This window comes from Dyella kyungheensis (genome assembly GCF_016905005.1).
GTDB lineage: Bacteria > Pseudomonadota > Gammaproteobacteria > Xanthomonadales > Rhodanobacteraceae > Dyella > Dyella kyungheensis.
The window spans coordinates 1-17,182 of record NZ_JADIKC010000013.1 but is presented as its reverse complement, the minus strand read 5'-3'; the positions used below and the strand labels follow the sequence as shown (position 1 = coordinate 17,182).

Genomic DNA, 17,182 nt, shown 5'->3' with positions numbered 1-17,182 from the left:
TCCACTATCGCAGGTGAGCGATGTCAATCGTGCGACCGGGCCACCACGCTGCCATCGGTGGGATCGACCAGCACGTTCACCGCGTTGCCGCCGCGGCTCTTGGCATCGGCGCTCCACAGGCCTTCTTCGAACTTCACGTGCTTGACGTTCTGGAAACCGGCCGTGGCCAGCTGTGCGGTCACTTCGTTCTCGTTGAGCTTGGACGGTGCATCGGCGGGATACACCTTGCCGTTCACCGGCCCCACCGCGAGCTTGACCCACTTCTTGTTGCCGCCGCGGGCTTCGCTGCGCCACACGCCATCCTTGAACTTCAGGTCCTTCACTTCCTTGTAGCCGGCGTTGGCGATCGAGGTCTTGATGGCGTCCTCGGTCAAGGCACCCGTGGGCGGCTGGCTCGTCCAGGTGGTGACCGTGGTGGTGGTCTCGGTCGTTTGCGTGGCGCTGGCGGAGCGTGCGGTGGCGGGCATGTCCTGCGCAAACACCGCAGCGGTCATCGACAGTCCTATCAACGTTCCGATCGTTAGGGGCAGTACGCGCTTGATCATGGTGAACACTCCTTCGGTTGGCGCGGCATGGTGTGACCGGGCCAGCCGACGGGCTGTTCAAGTCTGCGTGAACGCGCTCGTGACACTTACGGCCGATTCATCAAGGATCGATTGAAAACGCCTGCGAAATGAATGCATGGCAACGCCAGCGCCCAGCGCCATCATCGCGACGATGCAAATTCAACGGCTTCATCGGTAGGAAGCCGTCGCTGCATTTCGGCGTGCAGGAAGTCGACGAATCGGCGCACGCGTGGCGGCTGGAATGCGTTGGGGTGATACATCGCGTGGATCGGCGCGGGCGCGGACCACGCGGGAGCGTTGATCAGCTTCAGGCGACCTTCGCGCACATCCGTCGCCACGGCCCACAGCTGGCGATAGGCAAAACCGCGGCCCAACACGGCCCAGCGGCGTATCACTTCGCTGTCGGTGCTTTCGTGGTATCGCCGCACCCGCACCACCGTATCGCCCAGCCGCCATTCATTGCGTGGCCCTGCGTTGGTGGTGAGCACCAGCGTGGGCAGCTCGGCGAGATCTTCGGGATGTTCGGGCATGCCGTGCGCTTCGATGCAAGCCGGCGATGCGCTCACCACGCGCCAGCTATCGGCCAGGTGACGTGCGACCAGCTCGCTGTCCTGCAGTTTCCCCACCCGAATGGCCACATCGATGTCGTCGGGCACGAAGCGCGACAACGAATCGGACAAGGTGAGCACGACGCGCACGTCCGGGTGCAAGGTCATGAACTGGTCGAGGATATCCACCAGCAGGTTGCGCCCCAGGTCCGATGGCGAGGACACCCGCAGCGTGCCACTGACGGCGTCGGTGCCACTGCGCACGGCACGCTCCGCTTCGCGCATGGTCTCGATGGCGACCCGGCACGACGCGATATAGATCCGGCCTTCGTCGGTCAATCGCAATTGGCGCGTGGTGCGCTCGAACAGACGCGCACCGAGCATCGCCTCGACGCGTTGCACGCAAGCACTGGCAGCGGCAGGCGAGAGTCCCGCCCGACGCCCGGCGGCCGAGAGGCTGCTCAGATCGGCCGCGTCCACGAGGAGCTGCATGTCGCTGAAGCGGTTCATGAGGTCCAGTCCTGACGGCGGGTCACAGGCCGGATCATCTTCAAATGCCATTTGAAGGTCAATAAAGATCCAGGCCCATTATCAAAATGGCGCGGGACGGGGACGATCTCGGACACCCACCCCACGCAAGGTGTCGCCATGTCCATGTCACACGCCAAACCCGCCCTGCTCGCCTCCGTCCTCGCACTTTTGCTCAGCTCATCGGTCCTGGCAGCCGCGCCCGCCCAGGACGCGATGATGAAACCCGCCGACCACGGCCCGGTGCCGAAGGAGTTGATCGGCGCGTGGACGCTGGTGCGCTGCGACAACGTCTATCCCGATGGACACCGCGTGGAGCTCTATGGCCCCCATCCCGAAGGCATGTGGCTGATCGATGCGCAGGGCGACTACATGATGCAGATCGTGCGCGCCCAGCGCATGCCGTTCGCGGCGAACGACAAATCCAAGGGCACGCCTGACGAATACCGCGCCGCATCGATGGACAGCAACGCGCACTTTGGCCACGTGAGCGCCAGCGGCATGGTCATGCACAGCCAGATCCTGCGCGCATCGTTCCCGAACTGGGACGGCAAGAACGGCGACTCGCATTACACCATCAACGGCGACGAGCTCACCTATACCGTGGCCAAGCCGACCAGCGGCGCCTCCGAAGGCGCGCATGGCGAAGTCGTGTGGCGGCGCGTGCACTCCTGATCACGTCACCTGGGGCCTCGGACATGCCGAGGCCTCACGGAGTGCGAACCGCCATCACGGCATCTGTTCGGCGTCCATCATGGCTTGCTGCAAGTCGGCGTGCGCATCGTCGACCTTGCGCTGGCGGTCGGCGATCTTCTGCGCGCTCTTGCCCTGGTCCTTGGCGGCTTGCAGTTCATGCTGACGGTCCTGCAGCTTTTCCTGGGCCTTGGCCACCTTTTGCCCGGCCGCACTGCGCAAGGAAGCATCCGTGCAGTGCGTCTTCACCGCGGCAAGCGCCTTCTGCAGCCCCTGCACGCGGGCGGTGTTGCCGTGGTCCTGCGCATAGGCAATCTCGTTTTCGATCGACTGCCGCTTGGCATCGCATCCGCCGGATTGGGCGAGCGCCAGCGCGGGACTGAGGGAGGCCATCAGCAGCACGAACGGGAGGGACATCTTCATGCGCAACTCCTTGGGTTGGGGAAACCGGGCAGTGAGGCGATGCCTTGCCATGGTCGCGCATTCGCGCCAGGGGTGCACCTTCCTCGCTTCACGGTCGCCAACCCAATGCGCCGGTTATCTCGCCTCGACGCTCACGAGCCTGGCCCGGCTCACGTTGCCGCGCGCCCGCGCATGGAACTTCCACGTCTGACCCGCGCCCAGGTCGTGCACTTCATCCACGGCCTGCCCCACCGCATGCCCCTTGGCATCGAACAACCTGAAACGAACTTTCGCCGTGTGAACCGGTGTGTGGCTGACATTGGTCAAGGTACCCACGATCTTGTTGCGACCCGGCGTGACATCCCGCTCGACCCGATAGGAGCCGACGCGGACGCGATGTTTCAACGGCTCGCCGGCAACCGCCGTCGACGAGGCCACACACAACAAGAGCAACAGCGATACAGCGGCGGAACGCAGATTCATCGGGCACATCGAGGCATGCAAAGGGGCGCATAGATTAGACGAAGCGGACCCGCTTTCAGCCATCGAAAGTGCTACGCAGCGCACGCAGAAGGATGCCCCTCCAAACGGAGCATCCTTTCGCTGCCACCGTTCTGCGTCGCCGCGTTCAACCGCCCTGAATCAGGCGACCGAGCGGAGCGAGTGGGCCGGCCGGGATCAGCTCGAACGTCATGAAGCCGCCTTCCGTCAGCGGAAGCCGGTCCACCTCGGCCTTGGCCGCCTCCACCGACGCCACGCTCATCAGGAAGATCACGCCGGGCCGGTCCTGGCGAAACCAGAACTGCTCGATCTTGCCGTCGAGGTAAAGCTGCAGGGTGTGGGGAACCTCCTTGGGCATGATCTGCTGCTGTTGTTCCGCGGTGGGCGGGCTGGTGATCGTGCCGATAGCGAAAACTTTCATGGGTGATCTCCTCGTTGGGACGGGCATTGCGTTGTGCAACGAGGCGAAATCTAGTCGCCGGGCGGGCAAAGGGGTATTGTCGTAAATGACAACTTTGAGGCCATTTACGCCATGCGCATCGCCATCCTCGCGCTCGAGGGTCTGTTCGACACCGGCCTCACCGTGGCGCTGGACGCATTCGCCATCGCCAACCGTTTCTCCACACTGCAAATGGGCGGCACGCCGCGTTTCGAGGTGTCGATCGTCGGCGTGCGGAAGAAGGTCCGGACGGGCCAGGGGTTTTCGATACCGGTGCAGGCCATCACGCCCGAACTCAAACCGGACTGGGTGATCGTGCCGGCGTTGGGCACCGGCACGCCGGAGCTGTTGGTGCCGGCCCTGGCGCGCCCGGATATCCGGCAGGCCAAGGCCCAGTTGCTGGCATGGCATGCCGAGGGCGCGCAGATCGCGGCATCGTGCATCGGCACGTTCGTGGTGGCGGAAGCGGGACTGCTCGATCATCGCGCGGCCACCACCACCTGGTGGCTGGCGCCCCTGTTCCGGCAGCGCTATCCGAACGTGCTGCTCGACGAGTCGCGCATGCTGGTGCCTACCGATATCGGCGTGACGGCGGGCGCGGCGATGGGGCATCTCGATCTCACGCTCTGGCTGATCCGCAAAGCCAGCCCGGAGCTGGCCGCGCTGGTGTCGCGCTATCTGCTCGCCGACATTCGCACGACGCAGGCGCCTTACATCATTCCCAATCACCTGGCCCAGGCCGACCCGCTCATTCTCCGTTTTGAACGCTGGGCACGCGATCACCTCAAGCAGGGTTTCTCGTTGCAGCAGGCCGCCGCTGCCTTGGCCACCAGCGCGCGTTCGTTGCAACGCCGTTGCCAGGCGGTGCTGGGCAAATCGCCGCTGGATTATTTCCAGGACCTTCGCGTCGAACGCGCGCAATCCCTGCTTCACGGCAGCGGCATGGACATCGATGCCATCGCGGCCGAGGTCGGTTACATCGACGGCGCCACCTTGCGCACCCTGCTGCGTCAACGCCTTGGGCGGGGCGTGCGCGAGCTGCGCGCCGATCTGCGCTGACCGGCCCGTTGACGCCAAAAGGTTGTTGATCAACAATAGTTGTATGAAAACAACTATTGGCACCACCGGCCGGCCCGCGGCCCATCCGAACCTCATCCTGGGTATCTGCTGCCTGAGCCTGCTGATGGTGGCGATGGACGTCACCATCGTGAACGTCGCGCTGCCCTCGATCCGGCAAGACCTGCATGCGTCTATCTCGGGGCTGCAATGGGTGATCGATGCCTACACCATGGTGGTGGCGAGCCTGTTGATGCTGGCCGGCTCGATGGCCGACCGGTTCGGGCGGCGCCGCGTCTTCCAGATCGGCATGGCGCTGTTCACGCTGGGCTCGCTGCTGTGCAGCGTGGCGCCCAGTGTCCAGGGCCTGGTCGCCTTTCGCATCCTGCAGGCGCTGGGTGCGACGATGCTCAATCCGGTCGCCATGTCGATCATCGCCAATACCTTCCACGAACCGAAGGAGCGCGCACGCGCCATCGGCGTCTGGGGCGCCGTCGCGGGCATCTCGATGGCATTGGGTCCGGTGATTGGCGGCGCGCTCACCGAGACCATCGGCTGGCGCTCGATCTTCTGGGTCAACCTGCCCGTGGGAATCGCCGCGATGGTGCTGGCTGCGCGCTATATCCCCGAATCCAAGGCACCACGTCCACGCCGCGTGGATCCACTCGGGCAGCTGCTGGTGTTCGTCATCCTGGCCACGGTGACCTATGCGGTGATCGAAGGCCCGCATGCAGGCTGGGGCTCGACCACCATCGTCGGCTTGTTCACCACCGCCGCGCTGGCACTGATCGCCTTGCTTGTCTACGAACCCCGGCGCCATGAGCCGCTGATCGACGTGCGCTTCTTTCGCAGCGCACCCTTCAGCAGCGCCACCTTGATCGCGGTGTGCAGCTTCTCGGCGTTCTCCGGCTTTCTCTTCCTCAATGCGCTGTACTTGCAGGAAGTGCGTGGCCTGTCGGCATTCCACACCGGCTTGTGCACCTTGCCGCTCGCGCTGGCGACCATGCTTTGCTCGCCGCTCTCCGGGCGGCTGGTGGGTACGCACGGCACGCTTCCCTCGTTGCTGGTTTCCGGCAGCGCCACCATCGTCAGCGCGCTGATCATGACGCAGCTGACCGCCACCACGCCGCTGCCGATCCTGTTGTTCAACTACGCGTTGTTCGGCGTCGGCTTCGGCATGGTGAATGCGCCGATCACCAATACGGCGGTGTCGGGCATGCCCAAGGCCCAGTCGGGGCTGGCGGCGGCGGTGGCTTCCACCAGCCGGCAGGTCGGTGCGTCGCTGGGCGTGGCCCTTGCCGGTACCATCCTGGGTACGCACATTCACAGTGGTTTTGCGGAAGCCTCGCATCCGTTCTGGTGGATGGTGAGCGGCGGCGGCGTTACCGTACTGCTGTTGGCCTGTCTGTCCAACACGCGCTGGGCGCGCGACACCACCCGCCACGCTGCGCATCTGCTGGAAGAAGCACCAACCGGAGCAACCGCTTGACCAAGGATGCAAACAACCACAGCGAAGCCGACAGCATCTGGCAGGTGCTGGTGGCGATGGTGTGGGAAACCCGCGGCGAATGGCGCCGGAAAGTGAGCGTGGCCACCGGCCTGCCCTTCAGCCGCGTGCGCGTCCTGAAGCGGCTCCTCGATGCGCCACTCACCTTGAAGCAGCTTGCCGATATGACCGATAGCGACGCGCCGGCCACCACGGTCGCGGTCAACGCTCTTGAGGATCGCGGCCTGGTCGAGCGCCATCCGCATCCGGACAACCGGCGCGCGAAACTCGTCTCGATCACACCGGCGGGCCGCAAGCTGGTCGATTTGGCTCACCGTTCGGTGCGCGATGAAGCGCCCACCGCTGTGCGGGAGCTTTCCAAAACCGATCTCGCGCATCTGCGCCGGATCATCGAGCGGATCAATCGCGAGTAAGCGCGGCTATCCGAGCAGATAGCGGGTAACGAGGCGGGTGGCCTCGTCGATGAGCTTGTCCATTCGTTCGTCCGGCATCGCCTTTGCGTGATGCAGGACTGCGTTATGCGTCAGCGCTTCGATGGTCGTCACGCAGACGAACGACGCCAGCTCCAGATCATCGACGCGCAGCTCGTCCCGATGGTTCTCCAGGTACGCGCGGAACAGCGTGAAGTTCTCGCGATTGAACGTCGCCAGCTTCTCCAGCTCACCCACGCGCGGAAGCTGCTCCGCCACCACGCGATGCAGCCTGGGGTCGACGCGGTGCGCCCGCACGGCGACTTCGACCAGCATGCGCACGGCTTTCTCCACCGGCTGGGCCAGCACGTCCGCGAGTTCGCCCCGCACCGTCTGCGTGATCTCCTGCTGATGGCGCTCGACTACGGCAGCGACCAACGCCTCCTTGGTGGGGAAATATTGATAGAGCGAGCCGACGCTCACGCCCGCCACCTCGGCGATGTGGTTGGTGCTGGCTTTGTCGAAGCCTTCCTTGACCAGAATGCGAGCGGTCGCTTCCACCAACGCGTCGACAGTGGCCCGCGAGCGCTCCTGCGAGGCGGTTTTCCTGGGCTTGGTGAGTGGTTTTCGCGTCATCTTGATGCGCCACCAATGCGAGTACCGAAAGCGAATAATCGCTCATATTCTTGGTGTTGTGTACTTGCACGCAGTGACAGTCTTCAGGAGACGGGATATGCACGACACCACGCAACGATTGTTTCACTACAAGGCCTGGGCGAACGACGCGCTATTGACCGCGTTGGCAAAGCTCGACGCCAGTTCCCAAATCACCGGTCTGGCGATCAAGGCGTTGAGCCACAGCTATATCGTCGACCGCATCTTCGCGGCACACCTGCGCCGAACGCCTCACGCCTACCCGTCGGCGAACGCGAACGAGCTGCCGACATTGGCGCAGCTATCCGACGAGATCAGGCGGAGCGATCGGGAGTACGTCGATTACGTCGCGGCACTCGACCGCGATCAACTTGAAGAGCGCATCGACTTCACTTTCACGGACGGTGCCCCGGGCCGCATGTCGCGCGAGGAGATGCTGATGCATGTGATTACCCATGGCATCGGTCATCGCGGGCAGGTCAGCGCGCTCATGCTGCTCAATGCGCTGCCACCGGCAAAGGATGGCTTCACCACCTATCTGCACGAGTCGGAGCCGGCTTCGAGAGGGCGAGCGGCTGCGTGAATCCGCGCGAGTGGCGCCAGGGACGTCGCGTGTCCGCATCGCGCAACTCTCCAAGCTGCGCCAGTCGCTTGAAGCTGTCGATCCCACCTTGGTATCGGTTCTCGCGCGCCGGCGTGTGTGTCGCACCGGGAGAGGCGACAGCCGACACCTTCGTCTTATGGATTTGCCCGGTCTATTGGTTTGTCATCGCAGACCAGGGGATTGCCATTGGCAAGCTCCCTGCGGAAGCGCTGCGTCGCGGCGGGATCCCGCAGGGCTGGCGTTGTCGTGCAGCAGTGCTGCGCGAACAACACGCTAGTCCACGACCGAGGATCAGCCATGAAGCGTCCAAGCAAGCTCACCATCGCGATAGCTGCCGCCGTGCTCGCCGTCCTGGCGGGAACGGCGCTTTATGCGCAGGACAAGGGCAAGGCCGGTGCCCGTAGCGCCGACAAGTACACGCTGGTATCACCCAGCGGTATTCCGTTCTCCGACTTCAAGGGCTATGAAGACTGGTCGGTCGTTTCTTCCGCGCGAACCGACGAAGTGCTGAAGGTGATCGTCGCCAACCCGATCATGATCAACGCCTATAAATCCGGCATCCCGGGCAATGGCAAGCCCTTCCCCGACGGCTCCAAGATCGCCAAGCTGCAGTGGAAGTTCAAGAAGAGCACGGAGGCGCCGTTTGTGGTGGACGTGCCCGACGTATTCACCCAGGCCTTCCTGATCGAGAAGGACAGCAAGAAGTACCCCAAGAGCGGCGGCTGGGGTTACGCGCTGTTCGACTACGACGCACCCACTGACATGTTCACGGCCGACCCGACCGGCGTTTCCGATTGCGGCCATGCATGCCACGTCAAAGTGGCTGCAAAGGACCACATCTTCCATCCCTACCAGAAGCGTTGATCGGGACCGGCCGTCGCGTCACACGGTACGGTGCGCCAGCGCGTAATCGACCGCCGCACGCACCGCCGCCACCTGGGCATCGTTGCATTGCTGCGGCGTGGCGCGCGGGCTGTCCGGGTAGACCTCGGTAGTGGTGGCGTAGCGTGCGTTGGTGATGCCGGCGCACAGACTCCACTGCTTCACCGGAAACTTGATCACGCCCGGCAACAGCAAGGGCGAGCCGATGATTTCGCCGCGGGCGTCGGCATCCGCGATATGCGTGACCTTCGCTACCGCTTCGATGACTGCCTGCTGGAATTCGGGCTGCGGACGATCGGCGTCGTCGACCAGGTAGAACCCGTCGGGAACCTCGCCCGGCTCGAATGCCTTGCCGTCGCGCGCGGCCAGCGCCGGGCGGAACTCCGACTCGTCGGAGTCGGTGGTTTCGTGCAGATCGATATGCATCAGCACGACATCGCGCAACGGCTCCAACAGGTTCATCAACGCAGCCGACTCGCCCGCCGGGCTGTCCTTGCGAAAATTGCGATTGGGGTCGAGCGCGTCGGGATTCCAGCGATTGACCCGCTCGTACGCCCAGGGACTCACACAGGGCACCACCAACAGATTGGCGCGACCGGCATAGTCGTGACCATGCTGTTGCACGAACTGCAACGCGCCATACACGCCACTGGTTTCATAACCGTGCACACCGCCCGTCACCAGCAACACCGGCAGATCCTCGCGCCAGTCGCGGCTGCGAAGGGAGACCAGCGGATAGTGCTCATCGCCATAATCGAGCGCACCGTACTCGACCACATCGAACTGCTCGCGCAGCGGTTCGATGGCGCGCAGCACATCGTCCGCGTAGCTACGCTGCTTGACGCGCAGCGCGCGCCATTGCGCCAGTTCCGCCGCGCCCCAGGGCTGTCCGGGTGTACCGATGGGATAGAAAGCGTCGCTGCTCATGCTTGAAAACCGCGATGGTGGGATCGGCGTACTTTAGCATTCGGAGGACGGGCCAGCGGCAGCACGCTGGCCGGCATCGCTGCTTACAAAGGGGGCGAGCACCACTACGGCAGCCTGAACTTGCGCGTGGCACGCAGCGGCCAGATGGACGTGAACTGGGTTCCACCTGCCACACGAAAAGCCGCGGAAACCCCACTCAGAATACCCAACTCTTCCAGCACATCTTTCACGCGTCGAAAGGAATGGCGCGGGTCGGACGCGAGCATGAAAAGATTGATCTCTTTCGGACTCACATCGTAGCCCTCCAGCTCGACCGTCTTGCCCAAGACTTCCTTCAGCCGTCCCTCGATCGTTGCGAGGAAGGCCTCGTCGGCCAGAGACTTGCGCCAGAACTTGATGACGAGTTGATATTCCATCGGGCGATTGTAGGCCCAATTGGCAACGCTTCTGCTGAAAGGCCCCAAGCGAATCCCCAACCGACGCAACCCGGCCCACCCATGTCCACTCACAAGCAAACGGGACGGAAGCAGTGAATTCGAACAATGGAGCTGGGATTTAACTGCCTCCGTCCCGTTTGTCGTGCGCTTGCCCTCAATCAACGAGAGGACGATAGGCGCGCATCGCAGGCTTCGCCCTCTCCAGATCGTATCGGGCCTGAAGTGCCAACCAGTAGAAGGCGGTGGTGTCGAAGATGAGGGATAGGCGCAGCGCGGTCTTGGGGGTAATGGGGTGGGTGTCGGCGATGAAGGCTTTGATGTGATCGGAGGGGATGCCGGATCGACGGGCCAGCTGGGCGGGGTTGAGCGCGCCTGGGATCAGGTAGGCGTGCAGCAGGATGTCGCCGGGGGCTCGCAGGGGTTGCGAAGGGTCCACTTCCGAATGCGGAGTGAGTTGGATCAGTTCCATAACTGTTCTTCCTGTCGGACACGGCCACGCGGCGGATAGGCGCTTACAGCGCTCCGTGTCAGTGAATGCTTGGCAGCTTCGTCGGTGATTGCCCGAAAGAGGCGCATCGCCATGCCGGCCGATGCGCCGTAACGGCGATCATCGGAGGCGTGGTGTGTTCACTCGTGGCTCGTTACCGAGCAGGCGGGCGTATTGCTGGAGGCAGTGGATCGCCGTACCCAAGCTGGCCGTGACGGCCACGGGAAGCGGCCAGGGCAGCGGTCTGCCGGGGAATCCCCGTGCCTGCGCGTGGCGGCACTGTTCGCTGTCGAGGCGCAAGCGCGTGAGGGCGAGCACCGCCAGGGCGATGTCGCCGCGAGTGCCATGACGCAGGGTCTCTGGCCATGCCGCCGCCGTGGAAGACGGGTCATCAGGCGGAGGAGTGAGGGTGTCGTCAGGGGGAACGGACGAGCGAATGCGTCCCGTATGATCGCGGGTAGCCATGATCAACTCCATCTCAGTTGGTGATGGTTAGCGGGTCGTGGGTGTTGGACGCACTCACGGCCCGCGTCTCATGACTTGGTAGTCATGGTCATTCGCGAGGCCGTGCAACACGACAGCGCGAATGACTGGCTGACCCTAACAAGCAGGGTTGGCATCGTCTGTCAGGGTTGGGCGAGATAGATGTCCGCGTGACCGCAGGCGAGTGTGAGGGCTGAGCAGCAGCGAACGGAACGGAAATAGCCGATTCGAACAATGGCCGTGCGATCTAACCACCCCCGTCCCGCTCTTCCGACGATGACCTGCCGGCATCCTCCAGGCGACGGCGCCAAAAGCGTTTTTCCACACTACGGACGTTTGGATGGATGGCCAACTGTTCTAAGTATCGCCTTAGATGAGGCAACTCATCATCGTCCAAGCTGCCGTGATAGGGCGATACCGCGACCAGGTTACCGTAACTTCGGGCGTACTTTTCAGGGTTGTCGTCAACCGCAAGGACTCTCCGCAAGTCAAAGCCACGGCGCCTAACCTTGTGTAGTGGCTTCGAATCCCACCAGACATCTCGTTCAAAGTCGCGGCGTGGCGTGCATCTGTCTCTGGCCCACACAAACTCAAGCTTCGACAGGTCTTCAAACAAAAGGCTTGTGACAATCTCCGCATACTTCGGCGAAGACGATGTCCACACGGCCACCTTGAACGTCGTCAGCGCCCAATCAAGGAACTCGCCAACTCCTGGCCGAAGATAGAGGGCATAGGGCGGAATCTCGAAGTCCGGGGCGCGCGGCAACGGTACGTCGGTTGCATGAACCAACGTTTCGTCCAGATCGAGTATCAATAAGTGCTGTTGATCCACGCCGCCTCTACTTCCTCGCTGCCCGAGTTTCTGCGATGTCTGCTTCGGGTTGGAAGCGGTCCTTAGCGCGCCTCCCAGTTGGTGAAATCCTAATGGTAGGAGACGCCACCGTCGAAAACGCTTTGCGACCTCCCTCAACCGTGCGCGCTGATTGTGATCAGCAGCCGTTCAATAGTTGGCAAGAGGCGGAATCACCGGACACGCGGCTTCGCATACACGTATGACCTTACCCTGATAGATGGTCACAGAGCGATTCATGAAAGTGCTCTGGTCTGCGCCACTAGCAAGAAAGTGGGGAACCGCGTTCCTGATGGCCTCCTTAGGAAAAAGCACGATGTCCTTGTAGTGCATGACGACCTCCTGGGGGCTTTTCCAGACACTGGCAACACCCAGGCCCCGCTCACTGAAGAAAGGATATCGCAGCAATGAAGCAAAGGTTACCGCGTCCTTCTCCAGCATGGCCCGCCGCAATATGTACGCCGTCTCATCATTCAATCGCTGCCACTGGTCGTATGCAGGATCCAGTTCGCTATCTAGGTGGAGGGACACAGGGGATGCTTTTCCGCCCCGCATCGGCAACCACTCGCCTGCAAGGTTGTCGCAGCCGGGCAATGGGTTACTTGTCTCTCCGAATCGACTCGCCCGAAAAATCTCCAGCTCAAATCGGCCAGTTTCACGACCTTTCTGATCGTCCTCAACCAAGTCTATGCCTGCGCCACCAGGGCGAAGGCTGCCAGTCAATGCCAAGGTACCGGGCTGGTCGGAATAGCCATAGGCTCCGGTAAAGCGGCTGGTGTCCCCATCAAGGTGAAGCAGCATTCGGACAGAATGGTCACCGACAGTTCCCGCATAGATAAGGCCGTGACGAGGGCTACCCAGGTAATGGGCCCAATTCAGGCAATCGGCGTGCGCTGGCGAGGCCGAAGCTAGCATCGCGAGCAACCATGCAAGCCATCGCACCGATGGTACTTGCCCAGCGCGAACAGCCAGACCTTTTCGCGTACCCCTTCGTTTCACCGGCCGAACACTCCGCAAAAGGTGGAGTCGATTGAAGAATGGAAACGGTGCCAGGGAATTTTCAGTGTGTATTCGCAGCCATCGGTGCCCGCAAACGAGGTACTAACCGAGCCACCGTCTCTATGTGTCTGGAAGCTGGTCAGTCTCACCATTTCCATGCTTAACCCCTTAGTTGTTGCCAGCGAGCATGTCCGCTACGGGTTGCGGATTCAGCCGGTCGTTGCAACAGTTTGATGAAATCGCTCAGCCGGTGTTTCGTAGTTTAGTGTTTTCCTTGGCCGTCCGTTCAAGCGCCTTGCCACAGCGTCGAGCTGCGCCTGTGTGAACCCGGATAGATCCATTCCCTTGGGAAAATACTGCCTCAGAAGTCCGTTGGTGTTCTCGTTCGATCCCCGTTGCCAAGGGTTGTACGGATCGCAGAAGTAGACCTTGATGTCCGTCGCCAATGTAAAGCGATGATGTTGAGCCATCTCGGACCCGAGATCCCAGGTCAGCGATCGATACAACTCGCGCGGCAGCTTGTCCGCTTGCTTGATCAATGCATTGACCACTGTCTCGCTGTCCCTATTGTCCAGCTTCACCAGCACGACATAGCGCGACCATCGTTCCACCAGCGTGGCGATCTGGCTATTTCTGCCGCCAAACAATAGATCGCCCTCCCAATGGCCGGGTACGGCTCGATCCTCGACATCGGCAGGACGTTCGCGGATCGAGATGGCGCCGGTGATCTGCGCATGATCATCGCCCTTCTGAGTGTGATGCCGTGAGCGACGCATGGCTCGCGTGCGTCGAAGCTGCGCCAAGAGCTCCTTTTTAAGGGCTCCGCGCGTCTGAATGAAGAGGCTGCGATAGATCGTTTCGTGAGACACCTGAAGCGCCTCGTTCCCCGGATAGGTTCGTTTGAGCCAGCCGGCAATCTGCTCCGGCGCCCATTGCTGTTGAAGCTTAGCGGCTACTAAGCGCGCAAGGACTCGGTGTCGGGCCAATTTGCAGGGCTTGGGGCGTCGGGCCCGATCCCATGCGCATTGATCGGCGCAGTTGGCTCGATAACGGTCCGACCCGCCATTGCGTTGGATCTCCCGGCTGATCGTCGACGGTGCACGGCGCAGCTGGGCCGCCACGCAGCGAATCGATTGGCCGGCTATCAGCGCCCTGGAAATCTCCTCGCGCTCGCCCAGCGTCAGCACCCGATCCGACCTGTGGCGCCTGGTAGGCCGGATGCCACCGGTCTCTGCCAGGATCCGGCGGACTGAGGAGTGATGCCGGTCAAAAAGCCGGGCAATCTGGTGAAGTGATTCACCTCGTTGCCAGCGATCCCACATCAGGCCAATCTGGGTGTCGGTGTAATGAATCGCAGGTCGTTGTGACATCTTGCAACACTCCCGCTGCTCGCGCAGTCTTTAGTGTGTTGCAACGACCGGCTGAATCCGCAGTCGAAAGCAGACATGACCCGTGCCCACGTCACGTTAGGGCATCGCAGTCGGCTTGTTCAGAGAAAAATTGACCGGTACGCGAGTCCAGGAGATGACCGGGGCACCGTCTCGGAACTTGGGACGGAACTTCCTGCAACTGGTCGCATTGACGGCGCTCTCGTCCAGCTCCCGGTAGCCGCTGCTCTGTTCCACGGTGGCGTCGATCACTGTCCCATCCACGCCAACCTTGGCCATGACCAGAACCGTGCCCTCATGATGTTGTCGGATCGCTTGGGCCGGATACATCGGCCGGGGGTCCGGGGAAGTAGAGGTGTTCGTGCACGTGTGGTGCATTTGCTTTGGCGCAAAGCCACCTAGCGAATAGAAGTGAACAGGAGGTTTTGTGCCGTCCGAAACGCTTTGCTGATCTGGTGGCGTCTGGTCCTGCGCGTAAGCGCCTGCTGTCCACGCCGCCATGGCCGCGCCGGCGACGCACAGGAAGCCGGCCATCTTCAGACCCATGCCGCTTTTTCCGACTTTCATCTTCCCTCCACTGGATGCTTCAAACGGTGCGAATTGTCGCGGCTGCCAAGGCAATTGCGAAGACCTGCCTCAGCAAACGTCTTTTGATGTCGACCTCCCTTTTGCTTCGCATCGTGAGCCCAGCCGTTAGGTCTAACTCACGTGACTCATGGGCTATGACTCACGTCTGCTATGGGTCGAAGGCGGAAATTCAACGCGGCGGCGGCGGCGGCGGTGGCGGTGGCGGTGGCGGTGGCGGTGGCGGTGGCGGGATGAAATTGGGCAGTGGGGCACTCGTGACGGCAACTGTCACCGGTTGGCTGCCGGACATGTCCGCAAAGCGCAGCGTCGCTCCACTGGTGCGCAAGGCATCGAACACGCGCGCCCTGTCCACGGGCGAACCCACAAAAAGCAAGATCGCGCCCTTGGCCCAATCCGGTTCGGCGGTAAGCAAGGCATCGACGACGGTATCCGCGGTGGCTGTCGTATCCGGACCGCCAAACGCCACTAGATTGCCTGGCAGCACGCGGCGGGCAGCTACGTCCTTCAGCTCCTGAGCCAGGCGTTGTCGTCCAAGTACGGTCGCCATGTCAGTTCCGGCGGGCACAAAGAACAAGTATGACCGGCTTTGGGTCAGGCCTTCGCTGTTCTGTTGCACCATGGTGCGCAGATAGGCAGACCAGCCGGCTTCATCTTCGACCGACGTGGGTCGGGCGATGGTTTGCGAGGTCGGCGTGGAGGCCGGAGTGACCCCCGGCACGAGTAAACACGACACGAGCCAAAGATAGGCCGCCAAGCGCAGTTTCAACAACCGTTCCATCACACTCCCCTGTTCCCTGTGATTGATCCGCTCTTGGGTTCACCCATGGCTTGAATGCGGTCGCTTCAAACCATCGTAACGTCTGCTAAGGGCCGGGAGCGGACAATTCCCGTGCGCCAAATCGTGTAACGACTAACGGCCGCTACCCAATGTGTTGCAGTCCACCTCCAGCCCTCGCCGATAGCAACGATGCTGGTCCCGCGCTTCTGGGGAGCCAGCGTCATTGGGATGAAATGTGACAGGATCCGCCCCCGGAACTAAACGAGACTCATAGTAGACGTGCGCTACGTCCTCCTCGTACATGTTGCCGATGATCTTGAACGTAAACGGATCGGCACCTGGCAATTGCTTATCGAACATATAAACGTGCGTCGCATCCATTCCGTAAACAGAATTGATGACTTTGAATGTGCTCCGGTCAACGTCCGTAAGTTGTTTGCCCATGACGTAAACGCACCGACTGTCCGCGTACCAAGGGGCTTTCAAAACTTTATAGGTCTTCGAGTCACATGCCTGGGTTCGTCGCTGGCCATTGTAGATGGCGCCTTCATCCCGTGCACCGCCGCCGGACATCAGCTCAAATGATGATAGATCTACCCCCGGAATAGGTTGCCCGTCGTAGAACGCGTTGGCGTCATCCTTGCCATACGCGCCCGACAAGGCCTTGAATGTTTGTGTGTGGGCTTCGGGGACAGGCGTTCCGCTCCAATAAACCGAATTGCGATCCTTCGCGTAGCCGCCCCCGGCAAGTATCCGAAAGGTCTTCGGATCGGCGCCGTCAATTTGGGCCGAGTATCCCCTGCTGTCGTCGCTTAGGCCACGGTGATAGGCCGGCATGCCATTGATCGCCGTGTAATGACTGCACGCCGAGAGAAGGACTACAAAAACCGCGACAAGCATTCTCGACAGCTTGAGCCAGCACCCCATATCTCCCCCCAAACATTCATTGGTGCCCAGTGCTCGCTCCGTATCCAAAGCGGACCTTCACAGTTTTCGATAATCGACCTTATGGGCCATTCCCTGAGACATGTTCAACGCGATGACGGTGCCATTGCATTCGTTGCGGTGCGGACCAACAGCCACCTGCAACGGCTGATCGTTACTTACCCTTCCAATCCTTGCCACCGAATGTCGGCGTTTTGCATTGTCTTCCAGGGCCATCATAACTGACGCAGTAGGTTTGTCCGTCGGCTGATGTCCCAGCAGGACCTGCCGAGAAAGTCTGGGAGCAGCCGATCAGGCTGATCAGGAAAAGGCGCATAAGATCTTACGTCTGCACATCGCGATGTCTTGTCCCAGTCTTTGCAAGGTCCGCTATGGGTTGCGGCTTCAGCCGGTCAACGCAACACACTATAGACGCCCAAGCGTGAGGAGTGTTGCCCATGGCTATGCCCCGGAAGCATTTCACAGACGCGGATCGGACCCTGATATGGGACCGATGGCAGCAAGGTGAGT

22 protein-coding genes are annotated in these 17,182 nt (G+C 61.8%); 6 read left to right on the top strand and 16 right to left on the bottom strand.

Annotation, left to right across the window (positions count from 1 at the left end; translation table 11 throughout):
• Positions 1 to 23: 23 nt before the first annotated feature.
• The gene (locus tag ISP20_RS20505; protein ID WP_204638079.1) at positions 24 to 545 is read right to left on the bottom strand and encodes a PepSY domain-containing protein; all 522 of its coding nucleotides are present in this window, start codon (positions 543 to 545) and stop codon (positions 24 to 26) included.
• Between the two features lie 161 nt (positions 546 to 706).
• The gene (locus tag ISP20_RS20500; protein WP_204638078.1) at positions 707 to 1,624 is read right to left on the bottom strand and encodes a LysR family transcriptional regulator; all 918 of its coding nucleotides are present in this window, start codon (positions 1,622 to 1,624) and stop codon (positions 707 to 709) included.
• A 138-nt stretch (positions 1,625 to 1,762) separates the two neighbouring features.
• Here ISP20_RS20500 and ISP20_RS20495 point away from each other — a divergent pair, with 138 nt between their 5' ends.
• Positions 1,763 to 2,317 (top strand): lipocalin-like domain-containing protein, encoded by a 555-nt coding sequence (locus ISP20_RS20495; RefSeq protein WP_204638077.1) that lies wholly within the window; start codon positions 1,763 to 1,765, stop codon positions 2,315 to 2,317.
• A 54-nt stretch (positions 2,318 to 2,371) separates the two neighbouring features.
• Here ISP20_RS20495 and ISP20_RS20490 read toward each other — a convergent pair whose 3' ends face one another.
• The 3 genes from ISP20_RS20490 to ISP20_RS20480 form a co-directional block, all read right to left on the bottom strand.
• On the bottom strand, positions 2,372 to 2,758 hold the full coding sequence (locus ISP20_RS20490) for a DUF1090 domain-containing protein (protein ID WP_204638076.1): 387 nt from the start codon (positions 2,756 to 2,758) through the stop codon (positions 2,372 to 2,374).
• A 114-nt stretch (positions 2,759 to 2,872) separates the two neighbouring features.
• Positions 2,873 to 3,220, bottom strand: a complete 348-nt coding sequence (locus tag ISP20_RS20485; protein ID WP_204638075.1) for an FxLYD domain-containing protein — start codon at positions 3,218 to 3,220, stop codon at positions 2,873 to 2,875.
• Positions 3,221 to 3,365: 145 nt separating this feature from the next.
• Positions 3,366 to 3,659 (bottom strand): superoxide dismutase, encoded by a 294-nt coding sequence (locus ISP20_RS20480; protein ID WP_204638074.1) that lies wholly within the window; start codon positions 3,657 to 3,659, stop codon positions 3,366 to 3,368.
• Between the two features lie 111 nt (positions 3,660 to 3,770).
• Between ISP20_RS20480 and ISP20_RS20475 the strand changes: the two genes are divergently transcribed.
• Genes ISP20_RS20475 through ISP20_RS20465 form a run of 3 tightly spaced genes read left to right on the top strand, consistent with a single transcriptional unit; the run spans position 3,771 to position 6,653 of the window.
• Positions 3,771 to 4,736 carry a GlxA family transcriptional regulator gene (locus ISP20_RS20475; protein WP_204638073.1) on the top strand — a complete coding sequence of 322 codons (966 nt, stop codon included), beginning with the start codon at positions 3,771 to 3,773 and terminating at the stop codon, positions 4,734 to 4,736.
• Between the two features lie 43 nt (positions 4,737 to 4,779).
• Positions 4,780 to 6,222: an MFS transporter gene (locus ISP20_RS20470; RefSeq protein ID WP_204638072.1), complete on the top strand. Its 1,443-nt coding sequence runs from the start codon at positions 4,780 to 4,782 to the stop codon at positions 6,220 to 6,222.
• Positions 6,219 to 6,653 carry a MarR family winged helix-turn-helix transcriptional regulator gene (locus ISP20_RS20465; RefSeq protein ID WP_204638071.1) on the top strand — a complete coding sequence of 145 codons (435 nt, stop codon included), beginning with the start codon at positions 6,219 to 6,221 and terminating at the stop codon, positions 6,651 to 6,653. Before ISP20_RS20470 ends, ISP20_RS20465 begins: the two co-directional genes overlap by 4 nt.
• A 6-nt stretch (positions 6,654 to 6,659) precedes the next feature.
• Here ISP20_RS20465 and ISP20_RS20460 read toward each other — a convergent pair whose 3' ends face one another.
• Entirely contained in the window at positions 6,660 to 7,286 is a 627-nt protein-coding gene (locus ISP20_RS20460) for a TetR/AcrR family transcriptional regulator (RefSeq protein WP_204638066.1), read from the bottom strand.
• Positions 7,287 to 7,383: 97 nt separating this feature from the next.
• Between ISP20_RS20460 and ISP20_RS20455 the strand changes: the two genes are divergently transcribed.
• Both ISP20_RS20455 and ISP20_RS20450 read left to right on the top strand, forming a co-directional pair.
• Complete coding sequence (locus ISP20_RS20455; RefSeq protein ID WP_204638064.1) at positions 7,384 to 7,887, top strand: DinB family protein; 504 nt, start codon at positions 7,384 to 7,386, stop codon at positions 7,885 to 7,887.
• Between the two features lie 318 nt (positions 7,888 to 8,205).
• On the top strand, positions 8,206 to 8,772 hold the full coding sequence (locus ISP20_RS20450) for a cytochrome P460 family protein (protein WP_204638056.1): 567 nt from the start codon (positions 8,206 to 8,208) through the stop codon (positions 8,770 to 8,772).
• Between the two features lie 18 nt (positions 8,773 to 8,790).
• Here ISP20_RS20450 and ISP20_RS20445 read toward each other — a convergent pair whose 3' ends face one another.
• The 10 genes from ISP20_RS20445 to ISP20_RS20400 form a co-directional block, all read right to left on the bottom strand.
• On the bottom strand, positions 8,791 to 9,717 hold the full coding sequence (locus ISP20_RS20445; RefSeq protein ID WP_204638054.1) for a M14 family metallopeptidase: 927 nt from the start codon (positions 9,715 to 9,717) through the stop codon (positions 8,791 to 8,793).
• 104 nt (positions 9,718 to 9,821) lie between these two features.
• Positions 9,822 to 10,133, bottom strand: a complete 312-nt coding sequence (locus tag ISP20_RS20440) for a hypothetical protein (RefSeq protein WP_204638053.1) — start codon at positions 10,131 to 10,133, stop codon at positions 9,822 to 9,824.
• A gap of 175 nt (positions 10,134 to 10,308) precedes the next feature.
• A complete protein-coding gene (locus ISP20_RS20435) occupies positions 10,309 to 10,623 on the bottom strand; it encodes a HigA family addiction module antitoxin (protein ID WP_204638051.1) in 315 nt (104 codons plus the stop codon).
• Between the two features lie 138 nt (positions 10,624 to 10,761).
• Positions 10,762 to 11,106, bottom strand: coding sequence for a hypothetical protein (locus tag ISP20_RS20430; protein WP_204638049.1), 345 nt, complete (start codon positions 11,104 to 11,106; stop codon positions 10,762 to 10,764).
• Positions 11,107 to 11,371: 265 nt separating this feature from the next.
• Positions 11,372 to 11,956 (bottom strand): NIF family HAD-type phosphatase, encoded by a 585-nt coding sequence (locus tag ISP20_RS20425; RefSeq protein WP_204638047.1) that lies wholly within the window; start codon positions 11,954 to 11,956, stop codon positions 11,372 to 11,374.
• Positions 11,957 to 12,124: 168 nt separating this feature from the next.
• On the bottom strand, positions 12,125 to 12,775 hold the full coding sequence (locus ISP20_RS20420) for a hypothetical protein (RefSeq protein ID WP_204638045.1): 651 nt from the start codon (positions 12,773 to 12,775) through the stop codon (positions 12,125 to 12,127).
• A 407-nt stretch (positions 12,776 to 13,182) separates the two neighbouring features.
• Positions 13,183 to 14,343: an IS30 family transposase gene (locus ISP20_RS20415; protein ID WP_204638044.1), complete on the bottom strand. Its 1,161-nt coding sequence runs from the start codon at positions 14,341 to 14,343 to the stop codon at positions 13,183 to 13,185.
• A 96-nt stretch (positions 14,344 to 14,439) separates the two neighbouring features.
• Positions 14,440 to 14,928: an energy transducer TonB gene (locus ISP20_RS20410; RefSeq protein WP_204638042.1), complete on the bottom strand. Its 489-nt coding sequence runs from the start codon at positions 14,926 to 14,928 to the stop codon at positions 14,440 to 14,442.
• A gap of 190 nt (positions 14,929 to 15,118) precedes the next feature.
• Positions 15,119 to 15,727 carry a hypothetical protein gene (locus tag ISP20_RS20405; protein WP_204638040.1) on the bottom strand — a complete coding sequence of 203 codons (609 nt, stop codon included), beginning with the start codon at positions 15,725 to 15,727 and terminating at the stop codon, positions 15,119 to 15,121.
• A 132-nt stretch (positions 15,728 to 15,859) separates the two neighbouring features.
• A complete protein-coding gene (locus ISP20_RS20400) occupies positions 15,860 to 16,627 on the bottom strand; it encodes a DKNYY domain-containing protein (protein ID WP_204638038.1) in 768 nt (255 codons plus the stop codon).
• Between the last annotated feature and the right edge of the window lie 555 nt (positions 16,628 to 17,182).

Excerpts from the sequence above, each read along its gene's own strand:
- ISP20_RS20505 (WP_204638079.1), bottom strand. The coding sequence starts at position 545 with ATGATCAAGCGCGTACTGCCCCTAACGATCGGAACGTTGATAGGACTG.
- ISP20_RS20500 (WP_204638078.1), bottom strand. The coding sequence starts at position 1,624 with ATGAACCGCTTCAGCGACATGCAGCTCCTCGTGGACGCGGCCGATCTG.
- ISP20_RS20495 (WP_204638077.1), top strand. The coding sequence starts at position 1,763 with ATGTCCATGTCACACGCCAAACCCGCCCTGCTCGCCTCCGTCCTCGCA.
- ISP20_RS20490 (WP_204638076.1), bottom strand. The coding sequence starts at position 2,758 with ATGAAGATGTCCCTCCCGTTCGTGCTGCTGATGGCCTCCCTCAGTCCC.
- ISP20_RS20485 (WP_204638075.1), bottom strand. The coding sequence starts at position 3,220 with ATGAATCTGCGTTCCGCCGCTGTATCGCTGTTGCTCTTGTTGTGTGTG.
- ISP20_RS20480 (WP_204638074.1), bottom strand. The coding sequence starts at position 3,659 with ATGAAAGTTTTCGCTATCGGCACGATCACCAGCCCGCCCACCGCGGAA.
- ISP20_RS20475 (WP_204638073.1), top strand. The coding sequence starts at position 3,771 with ATGCGCATCGCCATCCTCGCGCTCGAGGGTCTGTTCGACACCGGCCTC.
- ISP20_RS20470 (WP_204638072.1), top strand. The coding sequence starts at position 4,780 with ATGAAAACAACTATTGGCACCACCGGCCGGCCCGCGGCCCATCCGAAC.
- ISP20_RS20460 (WP_204638066.1), bottom strand. The coding sequence starts at position 7,286 with ATGACGCGAAAACCACTCACCAAGCCCAGGAAAACCGCCTCGCAGGAG.
- ISP20_RS20455 (WP_204638064.1), top strand. The coding sequence starts at position 7,384 with ATGCACGACACCACGCAACGATTGTTTCACTACAAGGCCTGGGCGAAC.
- ISP20_RS20450 (WP_204638056.1), top strand. The coding sequence starts at position 8,206 with ATGAAGCGTCCAAGCAAGCTCACCATCGCGATAGCTGCCGCCGTGCTC.
- ISP20_RS20445 (WP_204638054.1), bottom strand. The coding sequence starts at position 9,717 with ATGAGCAGCGACGCTTTCTATCCCATCGGTACACCCGGACAGCCCTGG.
- ISP20_RS20440 (WP_204638053.1), bottom strand. The coding sequence starts at position 10,133 with ATGGAATATCAACTCGTCATCAAGTTCTGGCGCAAGTCTCTGGCCGAC.
- ISP20_RS20435 (WP_204638051.1), bottom strand. The coding sequence starts at position 10,623 with ATGGAACTGATCCAACTCACTCCGCATTCGGAAGTGGACCCTTCGCAA.
- ISP20_RS20430 (WP_204638049.1), bottom strand. The coding sequence starts at position 11,106 with ATGGCTACCCGCGATCATACGGGACGCATTCGCTCGTCCGTTCCCCCT.
- ISP20_RS20420 (WP_204638045.1), bottom strand. The coding sequence starts at position 12,775 with ATGCTGCTTCACCTTGATGGGGACACCAGCCGCTTTACCGGAGCCTAT.
- ISP20_RS20415 (WP_204638044.1), bottom strand. The coding sequence starts at position 14,343 with ATGTCACAACGACCTGCGATTCATTACACCGACACCCAGATTGGCCTG.
- ISP20_RS20410 (WP_204638042.1), bottom strand. The coding sequence starts at position 14,928 with ATGAAAGTCGGAAAAAGCGGCATGGGTCTGAAGATGGCCGGCTTCCTG.
- ISP20_RS20405 (WP_204638040.1), bottom strand. The coding sequence starts at position 15,727 with ATGGAACGGTTGTTGAAACTGCGCTTGGCGGCCTATCTTTGGCTCGTG.
- ISP20_RS20400 (WP_204638038.1), bottom strand. The coding sequence starts at position 16,627 with ATGCTTGTCGCGGTTTTTGTAGTCCTTCTCTCGGCGTGCAGTCATTAC.